General features: G+C 26.2%; 22 protein-coding genes and 1 tRNA gene. 3 read left to right on the top strand and 20 right to left on the bottom strand.

Annotation, left to right across the window (positions count from 1 at the left end; genetic code table 11):
* Positions 1 to 3: 3 nt before the first annotated feature.
* The gene (locus SFBMNL_RS01395; RefSeq protein ID WP_042294190.1) at positions 4 to 1,335 is read right to left on the bottom strand and encodes a hypothetical protein; all 1,332 of its coding nucleotides are present in this window, start codon (positions 1,333 to 1,335) and stop codon (positions 4 to 6) included.
* 237 nt (positions 1,336 to 1,572) lie between these two features.
* Here SFBMNL_RS01395 and SFBMNL_RS01390 point away from each other — a divergent pair, with 237 nt between their 5' ends.
* Positions 1,573 to 1,893, top strand: coding sequence for a hypothetical protein (locus SFBMNL_RS01390; protein ID WP_005807222.1), 321 nt, complete (start codon positions 1,573 to 1,575; stop codon positions 1,891 to 1,893).
* Between the two features lie 16 nt (positions 1,894 to 1,909).
* Here the strand turns inward: SFBMNL_RS01390 and SFBMNL_RS01385 are convergent, their stop codons facing one another.
* The 5 genes from SFBMNL_RS01385 to polA form a co-directional block, all read right to left on the bottom strand.
* Complete coding sequence (locus SFBMNL_RS01385) at positions 1,910 to 2,740, bottom strand: class I mannose-6-phosphate isomerase (protein ID WP_042294188.1); 831 nt, start codon at positions 2,738 to 2,740, stop codon at positions 1,910 to 1,912.
* A gap of 66 nt (positions 2,741 to 2,806) precedes the next feature.
* A tRNA-Leu gene (locus SFBMNL_RS01380) sits at positions 2,807 to 2,893 on the bottom strand.
* 58 nt (positions 2,894 to 2,951) lie between these two features.
* Positions 2,952 to 3,503, bottom strand: coding sequence for a lytic transglycosylase domain-containing protein (locus SFBMNL_RS01375; protein WP_005807226.1), 552 nt, complete (start codon positions 3,501 to 3,503; stop codon positions 2,952 to 2,954).
* Positions 3,504 to 3,524: 21 nt separating this feature from the next.
* Positions 3,525 to 4,118 (bottom strand): dephospho-CoA kinase, encoded by a 594-nt coding sequence (gene coaE, locus SFBMNL_RS01370; RefSeq protein WP_042294186.1) that lies wholly within the window; start codon positions 4,116 to 4,118, stop codon positions 3,525 to 3,527.
* Between the two features lie 16 nt (positions 4,119 to 4,134).
* A complete protein-coding gene (gene polA / locus SFBMNL_RS01365; RefSeq protein WP_042294184.1) occupies positions 4,135 to 6,708 on the bottom strand; it encodes a DNA polymerase I in 2,574 nt (857 codons plus the stop codon).
* Positions 6,709 to 6,757: 49 nt separating this feature from the next.
* Here polA and SFBMNL_RS01360 point away from each other — a divergent pair, with 49 nt between their 5' ends.
* Positions 6,758 to 8,059, top strand: a complete 1,302-nt coding sequence (locus SFBMNL_RS01360) for a DNA recombination protein RmuC (protein WP_005807232.1) — start codon at positions 6,758 to 6,760, stop codon at positions 8,057 to 8,059.
* 38 nt (positions 8,060 to 8,097) lie between these two features.
* On the opposite strand, the gene SFBMNL_RS08355 is transcribed toward SFBMNL_RS01360, so the two are convergent.
* From SFBMNL_RS08355 to SFBMNL_RS01325, 8 genes are all read right to left on the bottom strand, one after another.
* Entirely contained in the window at positions 8,098 to 8,262 is a 165-nt protein-coding gene (locus SFBMNL_RS08355) for a hypothetical protein (RefSeq protein WP_005807233.1), read from the bottom strand.
* 98 nt (positions 8,263 to 8,360) lie between these two features.
* Positions 8,361 to 10,040, bottom strand: a complete 1,680-nt coding sequence (locus SFBMNL_RS01355) for a hypothetical protein (protein WP_042294183.1) — start codon at positions 10,038 to 10,040, stop codon at positions 8,361 to 8,363.
* Positions 10,041 to 10,127: 87 nt separating this feature from the next.
* The gene (locus SFBMNL_RS01350; RefSeq protein ID WP_042294182.1) at positions 10,128 to 11,171 is read right to left on the bottom strand and encodes an acyltransferase family protein; all 1,044 of its coding nucleotides are present in this window, start codon (positions 11,169 to 11,171) and stop codon (positions 10,128 to 10,130) included.
* Positions 11,172 to 11,245: 74 nt separating this feature from the next.
* Positions 11,246 to 12,403, bottom strand: a complete 1,158-nt coding sequence (locus SFBMNL_RS01345) for an amidohydrolase (RefSeq protein WP_014017830.1) — start codon at positions 12,401 to 12,403, stop codon at positions 11,246 to 11,248.
* Between the two features lie 32 nt (positions 12,404 to 12,435).
* Positions 12,436 to 12,903: a TspO/MBR family protein gene (locus SFBMNL_RS01340; RefSeq protein ID WP_042294181.1), complete on the bottom strand. Its 468-nt coding sequence runs from the start codon at positions 12,901 to 12,903 to the stop codon at positions 12,436 to 12,438.
* Positions 12,904 to 12,988: 85 nt separating this feature from the next.
* Positions 12,989 to 13,789 carry a rhomboid family intramembrane serine protease gene (locus SFBMNL_RS01335; protein WP_042294180.1) on the bottom strand — a complete coding sequence of 267 codons (801 nt, stop codon included), beginning with the start codon at positions 13,787 to 13,789 and terminating at the stop codon, positions 12,989 to 12,991.
* A gap of 39 nt (positions 13,790 to 13,828) precedes the next feature.
* Positions 13,829 to 15,283 (bottom strand): aminoacyl-histidine dipeptidase, encoded by a 1,455-nt coding sequence (locus SFBMNL_RS01330; protein ID WP_005807244.1) that lies wholly within the window; start codon positions 15,281 to 15,283, stop codon positions 13,829 to 13,831.
* Positions 15,284 to 15,305: 22 nt separating this feature from the next.
* A complete protein-coding gene (locus tag SFBMNL_RS01325) occupies positions 15,306 to 16,427 on the bottom strand; it encodes a 30S ribosomal protein S1 (protein ID WP_042294169.1) in 1,122 nt (373 codons plus the stop codon).
* Between the two features lie 188 nt (positions 16,428 to 16,615).
* On the opposite strand from SFBMNL_RS01325, the gene SFBMNL_RS01320 reads away from it, so the two are divergent.
* Positions 16,616 to 17,287 carry a hypothetical protein gene (locus SFBMNL_RS01320; protein WP_042294168.1) on the top strand — a complete coding sequence of 224 codons (672 nt, stop codon included), beginning with the start codon at positions 16,616 to 16,618 and terminating at the stop codon, positions 17,285 to 17,287.
* 43 nt (positions 17,288 to 17,330) lie between these two features.
* On the opposite strand, the gene lgt is transcribed toward SFBMNL_RS01320, so the two are convergent.
* From lgt to SFBMNL_RS01295, 6 genes are all read right to left on the bottom strand, one after another.
* On the bottom strand, positions 17,331 to 18,125 hold the full coding sequence (gene lgt / locus SFBMNL_RS01315) for a prolipoprotein diacylglyceryl transferase (protein ID WP_005807249.1): 795 nt from the start codon (positions 18,123 to 18,125) through the stop codon (positions 17,331 to 17,333).
* A 14-nt stretch (positions 18,126 to 18,139) separates the two neighbouring features.
* Positions 18,140 to 19,387, bottom strand: coding sequence for an aminopeptidase P family protein (locus tag SFBMNL_RS01310; protein WP_042294166.1), 1,248 nt, complete (start codon positions 19,385 to 19,387; stop codon positions 18,140 to 18,142).
* A gap of 170 nt (positions 19,388 to 19,557) precedes the next feature.
* Positions 19,558 to 19,683 (bottom strand): hypothetical protein, encoded by a 126-nt coding sequence (locus SFBMNL_RS08515; protein WP_005807252.1) that lies wholly within the window; start codon positions 19,681 to 19,683, stop codon positions 19,558 to 19,560.
* A gap of 18 nt (positions 19,684 to 19,701) precedes the next feature.
* Positions 19,702 to 20,349: a hypothetical protein gene (locus SFBMNL_RS01305; RefSeq protein ID WP_014017827.1), complete on the bottom strand. Its 648-nt coding sequence runs from the start codon at positions 20,347 to 20,349 to the stop codon at positions 19,702 to 19,704.
* Positions 20,346 to 20,549, bottom strand: a complete 204-nt coding sequence (locus tag SFBMNL_RS01300) for a hypothetical protein (RefSeq protein WP_007441046.1) — start codon at positions 20,547 to 20,549, stop codon at positions 20,346 to 20,348. The genes SFBMNL_RS01305 and SFBMNL_RS01300 overlap by 4 nt, the downstream gene beginning before the upstream one ends.
* Before the next feature lie 87 nt (positions 20,550 to 20,636).
* Positions 20,637 to 21,161, bottom strand: a complete 525-nt coding sequence (locus SFBMNL_RS01295) for a spore maturation protein (protein WP_005807258.1) — start codon at positions 21,159 to 21,161, stop codon at positions 20,637 to 20,639.
* Between the last annotated feature and the right edge of the window lie 5 nt (positions 21,162 to 21,166).

Below are 21,166 nucleotides of genomic sequence, written 5' to 3'. Positions count from 1 at the left end.
TATCTACCCCCTTTCTATAATCTTAATAGCAAAATATTTTACATAATCACTATATGTAAGATATAAATGCTTATCATTAATTACACTTCGTACAATCCTAAGTCCAACATCACTAACTGATTGATTTTTTTCGTATATCAAAACTAACACTCTTAATACAGTTGTAATTATCTTTCTATTATATATCAATTTATTAAAATAAAATGTATTCTCGAAATATCTAACTATATCTATTCCATATCTATATTCCCTAATAGATCTAAATAATAAATCTGCAAATGTAACATTATCATAATTTTCTATAATTAATTCATTAATAATATCTGAAATATTTATATTTAACATATCATATATAGTAAATATGTCTTTACATTTTTTAATATTAAAATATCCTATGCTATTTATAAGTTCTTTTTTTATAAAATCTTGAACCTCATTATTAAAAAACTTGTTTCCTGTACCAACTAATTCTAAATAAATTCGTATATATTCAATATCAATATAAACCTCTTTACCCATCACTAAATGCTTAAAATTACTTATAACAGCCTCAACTTTCTTAAACAGTTCTAAATATATAAACTTATTTGAAAATATGTTCTTTTTAAAAACTAGATTTAATTTCTTTCTTAAGTTATTTAAATATCTTAAAACTTTTAAATCTTCTATACCGTTGTTATCATTTAAATTATAAAAATCAATTTCATATAAATAAAATACAAATGATAATAATCCTAAAGATATACTACAATTTCTTCCAAATTCATTTAAAAGATAATTAATTTTTTTACCACTATAAAACAAATTAAGTACTAAAAAATATTCATTACTAATAATATTTCTATCTAATATAACAAAAGAGCCGATCTCTAAATAATCCATATCCTCCTGCAAATTATCAATATATAATTCACATAATCCTGTAGGATTAAAAAAACTTAATATAAATAAAGCTAAATTCACTCCATTAACAGTGTGAGTATTCAATAAAACGTCTATAAATAAACTAGCTAAATGATAATCAAAAAATTTTTGACTTAAATTATCAATTAAATAATCATAAATCTTAAAAAATCTAAACTCATAATCATCACATAATGTAATTATAGAATTTAAATCTAATTTCTTAATAGAGTTTATAATTTTATTTAAAAAACTAATTTCCTCTTCTTTGTAAGGTAAAACTCTATAAAGTTTCTCAAGCGCAGTACATATTCCCAAATTATGTGTATACTTAATATTATTGAAATTACCAATCATTATATTTAAATTTGAAATTTTGTTTCTTAATTCATTTCCTATATACTTATTATATTTATCTCTAATTTCATTCATTAAATATCACCCTAAAAGCCTAACATATTAAATAATTATACCAAATTCGGAAAATATTATAACTATCTTTTTTATATATACTAACTTTTTAAGCACAGTATCATCTATAGTTAAAATTTAAATTATATTAAATTGCTGTACAATTTTATATGACAAATGTATAATAGTAAACAGTTCAAATTTATTATAAGATGAACTTAGATTCATTTTTAAAAATTTACAAAGGGAGGAATTATCATGATAAAAAATGAACTTGTATCCTCATTAGAATTACTAAGTTTGTCTAAGCCAAGAGTAACCTTAGTTTTAAAAAATCTAATTGATTGTTTAATATACTTGTTATTTAACAATTATTCCGATAATTTAGAGGGTTTTAATAAATTATATTCTATTTTACAAGCTAAAAATATATTAGATATATCATCATACATCACTCAAAATATAACACATTATGACATACAAATTAATAATAAAATCAAAACTAAGGCAAATATATTACTTTTTTTTAAAAATGATTTCGTAGTTGATAAACTGTTTATACAATCGCTTGAATTGTAACTATAAATAAAACCACCTAATTTAAGGTGATTTTATCTACCACTTTTAATACCTCTATGCTCCCGTTAATTTTACAGCCAATGTTTTGAGAAATATATATTGTATCTAACTCTGATATACTTATTGCATTTCCATTTTTTTTCATTGTTATAGTTCCACTCCCATTTAAGCAAATATAAACACAATAATTATCACCACAATGATCTATGTATTCCCCGTCAATGATTAATTTTTCAACTATAAAATAAGGTGATTCCAACCTTGTAAAATTTTCTATCCTACCATAATTTACATCACTATTAAAATTTATAACATCCAGTGCCTTATCTATATGGACTTCTCTATCCCTTCCCCAATCATATATCCTATAAGTAACATCACTACATTGTTGTATCTCAAGTATTTTTATTCCACCTTCTATAGCATGAACAGTTCCTGCTGGTATATATATCATATCTCCCACTTTAACATTAATTCTTTTCAACAATACTTCCACATTCGAACATTCCAATGCATTTTTAAAATCTTCTTTAGTAACTCCATCCTTTAAACCACAAATAAGAGTTGCATCCTTATCAGCATCTAATACATACCAGCACTCTGTTTTACCAAAATCATTCTCATATTTATTAGCATAATCGTCTGATGGGTGAACCTGTACTGACAGATTATTATTCGCCTTTATTTCCTTTATCAGAATAGGCAATTCTCTACCTATACACTCAAGCAAATTTCTCTGATCAGAATCAACAAAAGAAATTCCATTTTTGTGAGTTGATAAAATCCATTTCTCATACCCCCATATTTTCTCCATATAAAGAGGGTTTAACTTTAACACTTTACTCATAAAATACACCACCTATAAAATATAAAAACAAAATAGCGATGTACTATATACAATCGCTATCAAAAATGGTGCAGGTAAAGGGACTTGAACCCATACGTGCATACGCACACTAGACCCTCAATCTAGCCTGTCTGCCAATTTCAGCATACCTGCAAATATATAAATATACTTAGAATTATAATTATATTATTATTATTTGTCAATTATATTATCATTTATCTCTATACAAATATTTATAAATATTATAATTTAATCCTATTTTCTTTATATATAATTCTGTTTCCTTAAATGGTATATAATCTAATTTTTTACCATCCTTAGAAAATTCCTCGTTCTTTAACCATTTATTAACATTCCCTCTTCCAGCATTATATGCAGATAAAATCAAAACATAATCTCCATTAAACTCCTTCCTTAAATTATTTAAATACCAACAACCCATAAATATATTAATCTCTGGATCATTTAACTTATCTAAAGAAAATTCTATTAAATTTATTTGTTCTGCTATCCAATTAGCAGTTAGAGGTGTTATTTGCATTAAACCTCTTGCATCCTTTACAGATACTGCATCTTTATCAAAATTACTCTCAGCTTTTATAACAGACATAACCAAATATTTATCTAAATCATACATAGCAGAATACTTCTCAATATAATTATAATATTTTACTGTATATAGAGATTTCAAAATACTTACAGAAACAAAAAAGGCTAATGCAAGACCTATTAAAATTGCAATAATATTTCTTACTTTTACCATTTAATTGTACCACCATTCAAATTAGAGATTATTTAAAAATAAACTCAATTTATTTATTTGATCCTTTAAGCATTCTTCTCCCTTCGAATTATCAATTATGAAATCAGCAAATCTCTTCTTTATATCAATATCCATCTGTGCATTTATTCTTTTGATAGCACTTTCTCTATTCAAATTATCTCTCTGCATAATTCTACTTATTTGTTGATCTCTTTTAGCCCATACCAATATAACATAATCCATTGAGAGATGTATACCTTTTTCAATTAAAATAGGAGCATCTAGTATACAAATATCTTCACTACTCTCTTCATAAAATTTAAATTCCTTATCTATGCATTTTAAAATTTTAGGCATTATAAAATCTTCGTATCTTATCCTCTCGCTGTCATGAGAAAAAATATATTCCCCAAAATCACGCTTTAAGATTTTATTATTACAAACAAATTTGCATCCAAATTCATCTTTTATATACAATAAAACTTCCTCATCTTCATCTAATATACTTCCTACAATCTTATCTGAATCTATAATTTTAAACCCTTTTTTCAATAACATTCTAACTGATGTGCTCTTACCTGTAGCTATACCCCCAGTTAACCCTATCTTTTTCAAATAATTCCCCCCAACACTACTTCGCTTCAAACCAATTTTTTCCATAAGATAAATTAATACTCAATGGAACTAATATCCCATCATAGCATAATTCCATTTCTTCCTTAACTATTAAAGATACCCTATCAATCTCATCTTCATACACATTTAGCACAAGTTCATCATGAACCTGAAGTATTATTTTAGATTTTAAATTTTCTTCATTTAACCTATTGTAAACTTTTATCATGGCAAGTTTTATTATATCAGCAGCACTGCCTTGTATAGGTGTATTCATAGCAAGTCTTTCTCCAAGAGATCTTATAATTTTATTAGATGACTTTATCTCAGGAATATCCCTTCTCCTATTAAAAATAGTTGTCACGAAACCATCTTTCTTGGCCTTAACTACGATTTCATCTAGATATCTCTTAACCCCAACATATCTATTAAAATACCTATCCATATACTCTCTAGCTTCTTTTTTAGATATCTTCAAATCATTAGATAAAGCAAAATCACTTATTCCATATATAATTCCAAAATTAACAGCCTTACACTTATTTCTCATCTCACTTGTTACATCATCTTCATCAACAGAAAAAATCTCTGATGCAGTCATTTTATGAATATCTAAATTTTCTCTAAATGCTTTTATGATATTATCATCTTCTGATATATGCGCAAGCATTCTAAGTTCAATTTGAGAATAATCAGCAGATAATATATAGCTATTTTTCTCCGCAATAAATGCTTTTCTTATTTCTCGACCTAGAGGATATTTAATAGGTATATTCTGAAGATTAGGATCTACACTAGATAATCTTCCTGTAGCTGTTAATGTTTGATTAAAAGATGTATGAACTTTAAAATCATCATCTATAACATCCATAAGTCCAAGTATGTAAGTTGATTGTAGCTTTGTTATCTGTCTATAATTTACAATTTCCTCTATAATCTCATGTTTGTCCATTAAAGCTTCTAAAACTTCAGCATTAGTTGAATACCCAGTCTTAGTCTTCTTTATAACTGGTAAATCCAGCTTTTCAAATAGTATCTTACCTAATTGCTTAGGAGAATTAATATTAAATACTTCGCCTGATAAACTATATATTTTTTCAGAGTGTTCCTTTATTTTTATATCAAACTTCTCCTTCAATTCTCCTAACATCTCAACAGAAACCCTAAATCCTTCTAATTCAATACTAGCTAAAATTGGAGATAATAAATGTTCGATTTCAAAATAAAGTTCTCTCATATTGCATTTATCTATTTTATTTAAAATAGTTTTATAGATATCTTCAAAAAATGAAACTGCTAAACAAGTATCATCCTCATCTAAAGATACAGATACATAATCCCTGCACAAACTTATAAGAGTGCGTTCCCTACCTGGTTTTAATAAATAATCCCCTATAACCAAATCAAAAATTATATTATTTACTTCTTTACCATTTATAAGCATAACTTTATGTATCATTTTTGAATCAAAACATATTTTATCATTCTTAGAAGAAAAAATCCTACTCACATCATCAAAATTTTCGCATATAAAATTCTCTTTCAATATGTAATTTTCATTATTAAAATTAATATACATATTCCCAAAATGCATCTCAGAAACTTTATTGCCTAAAACATCACAATAAATATACAAATTACAATTAGAATTATATATCTTATTTAATAAATCTGTTAAATCTTCTGTACTAGAAATTTCATTAACTAATATTTCATAAGACTCATTATTTGAATTTATTTTATTCAATAAAGACTTCAATTCATATTTATTATATAATTCATACACTCTTAAGTGGTCTAACTCACTATAAACTTTCATATCATTCAAAGAAAAATCAATGGGTACAAATCTATTTATCTTACTCAATTTCTTCGATAAAAAAGCCGACTCCATTCCTTCTATTAAATTCTTTTTAATTTTACCTTCCTTTAAACATTCTAAATTCTCATAAAGATTTTCAATACTCTTAAACTCTTTTATTAAAGAAATTGCTCCCTTTTCTCCAATACCAGAAACACCTGGAATATTATCAGATTTATCACCCATAATAGCCTTAACATCTATAAACTCAGTTGGAGTTACTCCATATACCTCAATCATCTTTTCTTCATTATAAACTTCTTTATCTGTTATACCTTTTTTTGTTATAATTACTTTTGTTATACTTGAACTAAGCTGAAGTGCATCTTTATCCCCTGTAACTATTATAGGTTCAAATCCTTCTTCCTCATATATTCTTGACAATGTTCCTATTAAATCATCAGCCTCAAAACCATCGAGCTCAAAAATATTTATATTCATTACTTTTAATATTTCTTTTAGTGGTTCAAGTTGCTCAAATAATTCATTAGGCATAGATTTTCTACCAGATTTATAGTTACTATACTCCAAATGTCTAAATGTCTTAGCCTTTCTATCAAAAGTTGCAATCACATATGTAGCATTAAATTCTTCCTGCATTTTAAAAAACATCGTCAAATATCCAAGTATTCCATTAGTATGTATTCCTTCAGAACAGCTAAGAAGTGGAAGAGCATAAAAAGCCCTATTTAAAATACTATTACTATCTAATATTAAAACCCTTTCCATATCGATACCTCTCTAGAAATTAAAATTTATTTTAAAAGGAGATTAACACATGATAAATACCATTATAATTATTTTCCTATTAATAATAGTCTTACTAAATATATTTCTAATACTCTGTCTTAGAGAATACATAGGTAAATTTCAAACAAACAATTATTTAAATCACATTATAAATACAGAACATTCGCTAAATAACATAAATACTAAATTAAATAATGCCCTAACATCGTATGAAAAAAACTTAAGAGATGAGATAAGAACACAAATAATATCTATCATAGATTTAATTACAAATCGTCTAAATGATACTAATATAAACTTAAATACATCTTTAGATTCTCTTAAAAAACAAACTCTCTTAGAGTCTAAAATGAACAGAGATGAATTATCAAAATCTTTTGAAAAAATATCTATATCTCTCGAAAAACAACTTAAAAATATTACTAATACACAAAACAACTTAATTTCATCTACAGAAAAAAAACTAGATATTATACGTAATACAGTTGATGAAAAATTACAACAAACTTTTGATAATAGATTATCTAAATCATTTGAAATAGTTAGTAACCGTTTGGAAGTTTTATATAAAGGCATAGGAGAAATAAATACATTATTTATATCAATAAATGATCTCAGAAAAATTTTATCTAATGTAAAAACTAGAGGAATAATAGGAGAATACCAATTAGAAAATCTTCTTTCACAAACATTAAATGAAAATCAATATATTAAAAACGTTATAACAAAAAATAATTCAAAAGATCGTGTTGAATTTGCACTAAAGATACCTTCAAAAAATTCAAATAAAGAACTACTTCTTCCAATTGACTCAAAATTTCCTCTCGATAACTATTCAAAACTTGTGGAATCATATGAGTCTTCAGACAAAGATAACATAGAAAAATACTCAAAACTTTTGGAAACATCGATTAAAAAATTTTCAAAAGATATAAATGAAAAATACATAGATTTAAATAATACAACTGACTTTGCAATACTGTTTTTACCTATAGAAAGCCTTTATTCTGAAATATCAAAAAGAGTTAATTTAATAGAATTTATACAAAGAGAATATAAAATAATAATAACAGGTCCAACTACACTATACGCACTATTAAACAGCTTAAATTTGGCATTTAAAACAATCTCAATTGAAAAACATTCAAGTAAAGTTTGGAAAGTACTAGGAGAGGTCAAAAAAGAATTTGAGAGTTTTTCGACTATATTGGAAAAAGCAAAAAATAAATTAGAACAAGTTAGTAATGATTTAATTTCCTTATCTGATAATAAAACTAAAAAAATACAAAATAAGCTTAAAGATATTGAATCCATTTCTTATACTGAATAATAACATGAGCACTTTTATGCTCATGTTATTATTTAAAATTAACTATGAAAAAAAGAACAATCTTCCTGCTCTTTTAAAATACTATTTGGAATCTTCCCATATATTTCGCACTCGTTATACTCTCCTCTATTTTTACAATCATAACAACAAATGCCCCTTATAATAACATCAATATTATTGTTTATTATGTCGTTATTGTTCACTTAGACACCCCTTAAAATTATAATAACTTAAAAATACAACTAAAATCTCACTTGCTTTAAAATTATTATACTATATCATCACTAAAAAATTTGTTCTTTTATGCTTCAAATAAACAAATTTTTTCATTTATTCTTTCAATAATACTTTTTAAATTTATAGTGGTAAAAACATTCTCTATAAAATCCTCATTCCTCTCAAGTTCACTACCAAAATATTTTAAATTATGATACTCCTCTACATTTCTCGGCATAAAACTATCAACATTATTTATTAAATCTAATAACTTGTCCTCTATAAAATTAAAAAACTCATAAACATTCCTATCAAATATAAATCTTACATTATACTTATCAATAAGCTCCTTTAAATCTATTAAAGAATCTCTAATTTCACTACTAATATTAAAGTATTCAACCGTAAAATATGAATTTATATTATTTAAAATTATACTTATTAATATATCAAATTGGTTTCTCAAATTTAGTAATCCATCATTATCTATATTACCATATAACTTATAAAACTCACTTACAAATAAATAATATTTAAAACTATAATTATAAAACTCAGAACTACTTTCAATCTCATGTTCATAAACTAAATTTAAGAGTTTATTCCTAAATATTTCACCACTAATCATAAACTCATTATAATTACTTATAGAAAAAAAATACTCTATCGCACTATCTATATTAAGCTTAGAATAAGTTATTCTTACATTCAAATTTTCTATTATATCTATATCATACAAATCAAGTACATAAAAAGATATAAACACTGTTTTAAGAAGTAAAACCGCATCCACACAATCATTATACAAAACTATATTATGTAAATTATCTTTAAAATTATTTTCGTATTCATATAAAGTATAACATAATTTTATATTATTCTGACTTAATATACTGCATACAGAATATAAATCATCATAACTATGAATATTATTAAATAAATCTTTAATAATATTCACATCATCTTTCAACCTATCTAATATGAAATTATATACTATAAGATTCTTTATATTAAATCTCCTATTGTCATAAACACATATAAAACAATCTTCTAACTTCCTAAATGAATTAATAACAATTTCTTTAAATTCATTATGATCATTAAAAATATCCCTATAAAGTAAGTACTTCTCCATTGTATCAATCCACTTATTAATATCATAAGAAAAATTCATAAAAACATAAAATAAAACAAGTTTATCAATATAATTAAAGTTTTGATATTCAAAATCCAAATCACAGCAATCATCAATATCAGTATTTAAATCTACACCCAAAAACTCAATAATTGCGTCCTTATGGCACTCTAAGTCTTGTTTATATTCAAAAAATTTAGATAAAATAATTTCTTCCTTTAAAAAACTCCTAGTATTAATTAATAATATTTTATTATCAGAATTTTTTATCCTATTTATATAATTTTCAAATTTTTTATCTGTAAATTTTACACTTCCAAAGAAATCATAAAAATAAAAAATTTGTAGCTCATCTTCTAAATAGATTTCATCTAATTCACTAACGCTGGATATCTTAAAAACACCTACATCTAAATCCCGTACATATCTATCATTAAAATACTTGTATATAAGTCTAAAACAAAACTTTTCTCTTAAATCATTTGAAAGACCATAACATATAAAAATTTTTTTATCATTAAGATTCTTTAACACTTCTTTGAAAAAACTATCTGTTATAAATGTATTTACCTTAAAATCCTTGTTCTTCAATTCGAAAATAATTTCTTCACTTATATTAAATCTAAACATAATATGTAAAAATACCTTTTCTGTATTCTAAATAAACCCATTAACAATTAATCTAACATATTTTTTAAAAAAAATAAACACCTATAGCTATATAGATGTTTTAATTTTATATATTAAACTCTTGTATAAATTTATAAATAAAACAGGCATTGTCAAAATCAATATGATTATAATAGAATAAATAATCCCAATTAGATTTAAATTAATATCATACGTCAAATAATTGCCAATCAAAGTATCAAATATTCCCTCATTGTATAAAATTTGATATAGCGGCATATGAAAAGCAAAATAATAAATTGAATTTCTTCCAACAAATTTTATTATCCCGACCCATCTAAAAATATATGATAAATATAAATATGTACAAACACCTGTTAAACTTATAAATACATGAAATAAATATGATATTAAGGCAATTATAAACCCAAAATCATAATAAATAATATCTGCATGTTTTATCTTTCCTAACAAATTCATTACATTTACAATAATTGAAACAATAAATATAGGAGATAAATTTCTAAAAAAATACTTATAATCTCTATTCGAATACTTGTTTATCCCTCCAAATAAATCTCCAATAAAATAATAAATTATAAAATATAATGATGCGTCAAAACTAAATGGTAAAGTGTTTAAAGAACCTGTTGTCCTAAAAATAACTACTCCAATAAAACCAAATACAAGAATTATAAACGAAATAACATAATTGTTAAAAAAGCATTTCAATATATAATAGAGTATCTCAACAGTAAAAAATGATGTTAAAAACCATAATGGAACATTTATATAAATTTCATTTCTCTTTGATATTAAAATACTCCATACTATATCTAAAATATCATACTCTTTCCCTAGATAATCACTATACAAAATATAAATAATCATAGATACTATGCTAAATATAATATATGGAATGATTATACTCCTAAACTTCTTACTTACATAGTCCCAAAATGAATTTATATAATGTGCATCTCTATATAAAAATCCACCTACAAAAAAGAATATAGATAACTGAAAAGAGAAAACATATGAAAATAATTCAGATTTAATTGGCATGTGTCCAAGTATAACAAAAAATATCCCAATACCTTTAAAAACATCTATAAAGTCAATACGTTTCAATTAAAATCATTCCTAATCTTACCATAATAAAAAATGTAATACAGATTTAGTATTACATTTTTTATTTCCTATTATTACACACTATAAACTATGTTTCCATCAATTATTGTATATAAACATTTTGAATCTGATACTAATGCACTCTTATTAAATATAACTATATCTGCATCTTTCCCGATCTCAATGCTACCAACCCTATCATGTATATTAACTATTTCTGCCGGATTAATAGTTATCGCACGCAATGCATCAATCTCACTGAGTCCTGTATCTTTCATAGCAAGGCCTGCACATAATGCAAGATACTGCTCCTCTATTACTGGATGATCAGTTGTTATTGCAACTTTTATTCCTTCATTAATTAATACACTAGGAGTATTAAATGTTTTATTATTAAGTTCTATCTTAGATGCCATGGTCATTGTTGGTCCTACAATTGCTGGATATCCAGACTCTTTTATGTATTTAGAAATTAAATGACCTTCAGTGCAATGATCAAGTGTTAAATCTAAATCAAATTCCTTTGCAATCCTTATAGCTGTTAAAATGTCATCAGCTCTATGGCAATGAGCTTTAAGAGGTATTTCTCTATTTAATACAGGTATCATAGCTTCATATTTTAAATTAATATCAAAAACTTTATTTTCACTCTCTGCTCTCCTCTTTTTATTTAAGTAATTTATGGATTCTACTATAAAAGATCTTAAAAGAGCTGCTGTACCCATTCTAGTCATCGGCATTTTAGATTTTGAATTATAAACTCTCTTAGGATTTTCTCCAAAAGCAATCTTCATACCTATAGGATTTTTTACTACCATTTTATCAATACACTCACCATAAGTTTTAAAAGCACCAAATACTCCACCACAAACGTTAGCACTTCCAGGTCCAGATACAACAGTCGTAACTCCACCTGCTCTTGCATATTCAAAGCACTTATCAAATGGATTTATAGCATCGATTGATCTCATTTGTGGTGTTATAGGATCTGTCATTTCATTTCCATCTGCTCCTTCAAATCCCATACCCCATTCATACAATCCCATATGACAATGTGAATCAATAAATCCAGGATATACAAATTCAGAATTAAGCTCTATAACCTTTTCTCCATCACGCATCTCTAAATCTTTACCTATATCAACTATTTTACCATCCTCAACTCTAATATCTCCACCATCTATTATTCCCTTATCACTCATAGTATAGATTTTACCATTTCTTATTAACATAAATTAAACTCCTCCTAAGATATAATTATCAATTACATCTCATTATACATCCATATAAAATAATTAAGCACACCTGCATAACTTAACCAAACTATATACACACACATGATAAACGATGCAACTTTTGAATTCTTAAAATATTTTATACCTAAATATACAGAAAACACAATAAGCAATAATATTATAAAAAATCCTATCCCATATAGTCTTTGTCCAAAGAATATAATGCTCCAAGAAAAATTAACAAGCATAGATAAAACATATGCAATAAAATTTCTACCACCATTTTTATAATTTAAATAAACCGCTACAGCAATAAGCACATAAATTATTCCCCATAATATAGGAAATAAATTACTTGGAATGGCAAATATAGGTTTTTCTAAAGAATCATATAATAGCTTAACATCTCCAAATAACCTATTTGAAATATAACCCCCTAAAAGATTAAATATAAGAGCAACTACAAAAACTCTTATGTTATGTAATTTAAATTTCATTAAAATTCCCCCTTATAAAATAATATATTACTATATTATTTATAAGTTTACATAAAAATAATCGGATATTAATCCGATTATTTTTTTATTTATGTTCATGATCAAAAATATGATCATTACAATACTCATAATGTCCATTACATTTAGAACAATATCTAAACTCCATATTCTCATCGCTTCTATCGGTTTTACCGCAAATATAGCACTTGTGTATAAAAGAATCCTCCTTTTCAAACTTAAGTACTTTGCTTTCAAATTCCTGTGTTCGTTTTCTTGCTTTAACACCACTTGATGTATTCTTAATAAAAAGTGGTACAAAAAATATAAGAAGATTGATAATAGGTGCTAATACTACAATTCTAAGTTGCCAAAATCCCGCATTTATAAAATCATATACAATAATAGTCGACATAACTATAGCAAGATATTTCATCTTAACTGGAATAATCATAAACAAATAAACTATGTGTTCGGAATTTAATATTGCATAAGCTAAAAATAATGACATATTTAAATTTGAAACACTTGTAACAGGTACATTAAATACCATAGATACTAAAGATATTATTGCTACACCAGTAAAATAATATATATTAAATTTAAATGTACCCCAATATCTTTCAAGTTCTCGTCCTATAAATACATAAAAATATATTACAAGCACAAAGAAAAACGGATTAAACGTTGGTGGTATAAAAATATAGCTTATAATCCTCCAAACTTCACCCTGTAAAACTTTTTCGGGAATAAGTGCAAGAGCTAATGACAAATTAGTATTCCCGAAAACTGATAATACATAAACTAGTAAATTTGCCATAGAAATTATAAACATTAAATCCTTGATACCAAAGTTTTCACGCCTACCCTTAATTTTTGAAGTCTTCATTAAAAATCCTCCATTTTCCCTATCTTAACTAATACAATACTATTTTATTTTCTTTAATATTCCTTTCAATAAAGTCCATACTTTACCTGTTGAAGAAATAGAAACCCATTCCCCTGGTGTATGGTTATCTTTAACTAGTGGGCCAAAAGATACCATATCTAAATCTGGCAATTTTTCCTTTATAATACCACATTCAACTCCAGCATGAATAGCATAAATTCCCATTTCACCATCAAATATCTCCCTATATGCTTCTTGTGATATATCGCGTAGTTTTGAATCTTTTTCATATTTCCATCCAGGATATGGAGAAGATTCTTTTGTAACTGCTCTAAAAGCTCTACTTAATACATCTATCTCACGAGCAACATTATACATTGCAGACCCTATTGAACTTCTAACTGCGTTTTTAAGTATCACAGTTTCTCCATCATACTCTATAACTCCAAAGTTATTTGATGTCACAACCAAGCCTTCTATATCTACAGAATTTGATATAATACCATTAGGCATAAGATACATAAGTTCTATTAAATCCTTAGAATCTTTGGAGTTTATCATATCAGGTCTAAGAGGAATATCTTCTTTAAAAACTTCTACGAAAAAATTTTCTTCTCCTTCTAACTCACCTCTAATAACATCTTCTGCAGACTTAATAGAAAGTATTACATTATCTATATCCTCCTTATCTACCCTAATTTCACACTTAGCTTCTCTTGGAATTGCATTATCTTTTGCTCCACCCGATATAGACACTATGTTTATATTAGAATAATTTTTCTCAACATTTATCAAAATTCTTGACAAAATTTTGTTTGCATTCCCTCTTTCCTTATTTATATCAATACCTGAGTGTCCTCCTCTAAGTCCCTTAACTTTTATACTTATAACACACCCATTTAACTCTTCAGTTGTAACTTTTTTCATAACAATTGCACGCAAACCACCTGCACAACTAACTAAAAGATTAGAATCATCCACAGAATCTATATTAATTAAATATTTACCTCTAAAAAATTTAGGCTCAAAACTCTTAGCCCCAACCATACTAGTTTCCTCGCCTACAGTTATAAGAGCTTCTATCTCTGGATGCTCAATATCTTTAGATGCCATTATAGCCATAATATATGCAACAGCTATACCATTATCAGCTCCAAGAGTAGTATCAGTTGCATAAATTTTATCTTCAATAATTCTAAGCTTTAATGGATCTTTATAAAAATCATGATCTATCCCCTCATTTTTCTCACAAACCATATCCATATGACCTTGTAATATAACAGTTTTACCATTTTCATATCCCTTAGTGGCAGGCTTTCTCATGTATATATTTAAACTTTTATCTTGAACAACTTCTATACCCAATTCTTTTGCAAAATTCATTAAATAATCACTTATTCTTTTTTCATCATTAGATGGTCTTGGTATCATACTTATATCTTCAAAATATTTAAAAACTTCCCTTGGTTCAATATTATCTAAAACTCTACTCATAGTAACAACTTCCTCTCTCTTATTACATTAATTTAGAAAATATATCTTTAAAAACATCTCCTAGAGTATTATTTGAGGTATCCTTATCAGTATATCCTTTTTCATAATTTGTGCATTCATCTATATCCTTATAACTTAGAAATATTTTCTTTTCATCATGGTCAATTGAAGTTATTTTTGCTTTTATGCTATCTCCTATTTTAAATAATTTATTTAAATCTAAAATCTCATTTGAAATCTCACTTATATGAATAAATCCTGTAAGATAATCATTCAAAGATACTACAAGACCATAAGGTAATATTTTAATTACGTCTACATCATATACATTCCCTTCAACAAAATCATTTTTGTATTCAAGATATGGGTTATAATTAGATTCTTTCATAGTTAAATATAACTTATTATTTTCCTTATCAATTCTTAGTATAGATACACTTACCTTCTTCGATACTTTTAATATATCGTTAATATCAAATTTGTGTTTATTCGAAACTTCTGACTTATGTATGAATGCTGGAAATCCTGAAATATCTATAAATGCTCCAAAATCTTTCACGCTCTTAACCGTACCTAAAAATTTATCTCCTACACTTAAAGATTTAAAAAATTTCCTTTTCTCTTCCTCTTTTCTCTCTACTTCAATTTCCTTAGATGAAAATATAACTCTATTTTTATTTAAATCGAGTTCTATAAGTATAGCTTCCAAAGTTTTCCCTATATAATCATTTAAATCAATCCTATGCGTTGATACTCTAGATCCTGGTATAAATCCACGAATTCCTTTGTAATCACAGATAAGCCCAGAATCGACTCTATCTTTAACGTAAACAGAAACCCTACTCCCACTTTTTAATATATCCTTAAGCTCATTTGAAACAACTATGTAATTAGCTTTTTTCTCAGAAAGCACTACATTTCCAAATCCATCATCAAGAGATACGACATAAACATCGATAATACTCCCTTTTTCATAGTTTTCACTCAAAAGTTCATCTTTCTTTATTATTCCATCACAAAAATAATTTATATTAACAACAACCTCATCCTTATATGATGATACAACCTCTCCTTTTAATATTGTTCCTTTTCTAATTTTTTTAAAATTAAGTGATTCTTCCATGATCTTATTATCTCTATCCATAATTAAATAGTACCTATAAACAGATTTTTATAAATACCCCTGCACCTCCTAAAGAAACTTATAATCTATTTTATCACTATAAAAAATAAAATAAAACAATTTAAAATTTTTATTTTAGAACTTACCATAAATCTACAACAACATTTAACGATAATTTTAGAGTAACCATAATAAAAAGGAGAATTTTTATGAACAAAAAAACAAAAAACTCTAAAGCAACAAAAGCAATAGCACTTACTCTTGCAGGAATAGCAGCTATCGGTGCAGGATCAATCGCAGCATCAAATATGAAAGATGCTAAAGCTATGAGAATCTTAGGTGGACTTAAAGCTATATTTACTGGATCAAATACATCAAATGGATCAGCTTATCAGGGTATTCAAAAATCTGTATCAACTGTAAATAATAACTGGTTCTCAAAATTTAAGGCTGGTAATAGTAGTGCTACTGTAACTACATCTAGAGGCTTGAATGGATCAAAAGGATCTATAAATACAGGATCTACAACATCAAATGGATCAGCTTATCAAGGAATACCTAAATCTGATTCTCTTGTAAATAACTCTGCATTTGATACAACTGTTAAAAAACACTCTCCTGTAACGAAACAAATGATGGCAGTGGAAAAACAAGTTGCAACATCATCAAAAAATCCATTAACTAAAAATCAATCTACACAAACAAGCACTACTCAAAGCAAAGGCACACAAACTACACAAACATCAACTTTAAGATTAAATGTATCAAAAGATAGTAATACTGGTAAAACTACTATAGAACCTGCAGTTGATACAAGTAAGTCGGATCTTACGAAAGCTAGCCAAAAGCTTCAAAAACATTTCAGCTTTAAAACAAAATAAGTCAAATTCAAAAAATAAAGATAGCTCACATTTATGTGAGCTATTAAGCCTTTTTAGTAGATTTAACTCTTAAATATATAAATAAAGCAACTCCAATAATCACAAACGCTAAAGAAACAATTTGAGACACTCTAAACATACCTAAATATAAACTATCTGTCCTCATACCTTCTATAAAAAATCTTCCAGTTCCATATAATATTCCATATATACAGGTTACCTCTCCACTATTTTTCCTATACTTATTAAAAAATATCATCAAAACAATAAATACAAATATATTAAGCATACTCTCATACAAAAAAGTTGGATGAACAGTTATGGTTCTTCCATTTTCAACAATACTCATGCCAAATAAAGAATTCGTTTCATATCCATATGCCTCTTGATTTACAAAATTACCCCATCTACCTATTCCTTGAGCAAGTGCAAGTCCAGGTACTATACAATCTGTACAATCTAAAAATTTCTGTTTCCTAATCTTCGTGTAAATAAAAACTGTTAAAACTCCAAACAATATCGCACCATAGATTGCAATTCCTCCCTCTCTTATATTAAACACACTTAAAAGATCATCTTTATATAAACTAAAATTAAATAACACGTAATAAATCCTAGCACCTATTACTCCAAATACTATCATATAGAAAAACATATCCATAAACTTCTCCGTATCTAGCCCAATCTTCTTCGCATTTCTATATGAAATTATCATAGCTATTATAATACCCAAAGTAATTAAAATAGCATACCAAGCGATATCTATACCAAAGATAGAAAACGCAATCTTATTTACTGTAAATTCCAACCCAAGATTAGGAAACAATATTTTATCCATTTTACCTCCAATAATTAATTACAATTCTCTCGCATAAATCCTTCAATCTCATCAACGGTTTTAATTATACCACTAGACAAAACCTCATGACCATCTTTTGTAACTAAGATATCATCCTCTATCCTAATTCCTATACCCTCATCTTTTATATAAAGACCTGGCTCAACAGTTACAACCATTCCCTCTTTATATACAAAATCTCTTCCACCAACATCATGAGTATCAAGTCCAAGTAAATGCCCTATTCCGTGATAATAATAGTTAGATAACTCTTCCCTATTAGCTATCTTACCTATTTTTTTAAGCCCCAAATATAAATTCTCCTTAGCAATCTCATTTAAATCACTCTGAGAAACTCCAGGACAAATCGCATCAATAACTTTAAGCTGAGCATTTAAAACTATATTATATATTTCCTTTTGTCTATCCGTAAACTTTCCATTAGCAGGAAAAGTTCTAGATATATCAGCTCTATAAAAATCTTTCTCAGCTCCTAAATCAAATAAAACTAAATCTCCATCTTTAATTTTATTATCATTCTCTATGTAATGTAAAATAACTGCATTTTCCCCAGAAGCCACAATAGACTTAAATGCATATCCATTTGCTCCACTATATTTTATCATATAATCAAAATAGGATTCTATTTGATACTCATACATATTAGGTTTTAAATTCCTCATTATATTAAGTATCCCAAGTCTTGTTATATCAATAGCTTCCTTAATTTTTGAAATTTCATAATCATCTTTTATAATCCTAAGATTCTTAATATGTACATATATATTTTTAATATCCACATGGGGATACTTTAACTTAAGCTTATTTGCACACTCCTCAGAATAAATATGGGTATGTTTATAATCATCCCTATCAAAATCAAAATACACAGTCGGAGATTCTTCCTCAAGGATTATATTATTTAAAAACGAATAAAACTCATCTATATAAATTACCTCATCAACACTACTTATAGAAATAGCTTCATCTTTTAAAATTGTCTTTCCTATCCACTTAATCATATCTTCTGGTCTATTTTCTATAAAAAGTGTAGACTTAACATCCCCATTTATCTTCCTTATAAATAATATAAGATTCTCATCTTTAAGTCCAGTAAGATAATAGAAGTTCTTATTAGTGTTAAACTCATAATATTCATCTCTACTTATCCTAACTTGCTTACCTGAAAAAATTATACACATATCGCCATTTCTCATATTAGATGAGAGCTTCTTTCTTCTTGATAAATAAATATTTTCCATAATTACCCCTCCTATATAAAATTAAAAATAATACCATAAAAATATAATATCTCATTTTATCTACCGAAACATAGATATTATATCATGAATAAAATATTTTCTATAATTATAAAGAATATGTATAAAGTAAATCCTTACAAAAAAAATTTTTAAGGGCAAAAATATTGCCCTTAAAATATAACTGCTAATATAAAAAATATTCCTATACCAACCGTAACATAAAACTGAAGTCTCTCTTTTGCACTCATCTCACGCAAACCTTGTTCAATATCATTTTTTATATCTCTTATTGTCATTATAAACCACCTTAATAATTAATATCTAAATTCCCCTAAAGAATTGAATTTTATAAACCAATCTGGATATGCAACTCCAAGTATTTTTTCTCCCACATCATTAAGTACATCATTGTCATCTTTTCCCATAAAAGTACTTGTATGTATAGGATTTTCTGTATTATCACTATCATCTATTAATTTATTTGAACTACTCAAATCCTCATTATCATTTGTTAATCCATGTATGTTATCTATATTAAAATTATATATTTCAACCAATTGATTCTTAAGTATATCCCGAAGCTCATAAACCTTCTTAAGTTCATTATCAAACTCTATCTGTTTTTCTTTAATAGATTCCAATTTGTTATCTAACTCTTTATTTTTATTTTCATACTCAAGTTGAAGAGCTGACAACCTTTCTCTTTCTTCTTTTAATGTCCTCTCCATAATCATACGTTCTTCCATAATTTTTTGTTTCTGAAAATTCAAATCTTCTCCTAAATTTTTGTAAGTGTCTATTCTATTTTTCGCGAAAAATATTATACCAAACATAAATAAAAATAAAGCAATAAATAATCCAAATTTAATTAAATCCTTTTGTTTTTTCCCATTTCCACTCTTTAAATCTAAAAATTTATCATAATCATCATTTCTAATTACCTTTAATCCACTACTCTTCATATATAAACTCCCATAAATCCATTAATAGCAAATGAAGTCATAGTTAAAAATAAAAAACAAGAAATAGTAGTTTGAAATACCTTTATAATAAAGGTTAGAATAAGTTTTCTACTCCCTATTAAAAAATCCTGTATAGGTTCAACACCAACAAAACAAGTAAGTAATCCAACTATCATAAGAAAACTTTTTATTACTTTCAAAGGAATACATCTCCTTAAACTTAATTCTCATTGGTACAATATTAAAAAACCCTACTTAAATTTATGTGTTTTATTTATTTTTTATGTTTAATTAAAAAATATTATTTTAGTAATATTTATCGCAATAATAATACCTATTATCTCGGAAAATATAGCCGTCCATAAAGTATGTCTTATTTTTTTAATTTTAACGCATCCAAAATAAAGTGCTATTGTATAAAATATTGTTTCTGTCGATCCCATGAGCACAGATGTCAGCACTCCTAAATAAGAATCTGGACCAAATGTCTTAATATTATCTGTATATATACCTAACGCACCACTTCCTGATAATGGTTTTACAAAAATCTGTGTAATAACCTCAGCTGGTATACCTATCATATCTAAAAAAGGTTTAATAAGATTTACTATGTAATCAAGCATGCCTGAATCTCTAAAAACTTTTATAGCAAGTAGCATGCACAAAAGATATGGAAATATGTTTTTACAAATTTTAAGACCATCTTTAGCCCCTTCAACAAACACCTCATAAACCTTAACTTTTTTAATTACCCCATATCCAACAATAAACAATATTATAAGCGGAATAAATGACGACGATAAAAAACTCATTAAAT

Origin of the sequence: Candidatus Arthromitus sp. SFB-mouse-NL, assembly GCF_000709435.1 — a bacterium.
Lineage (GTDB): Bacteria > Bacillota > Clostridia > Clostridiales > Clostridiaceae > Dwaynesavagella.
Note: the sequence above shows the minus strand (reverse complement) of the source record. Positions and strands in the feature narration are given on the sequence as shown.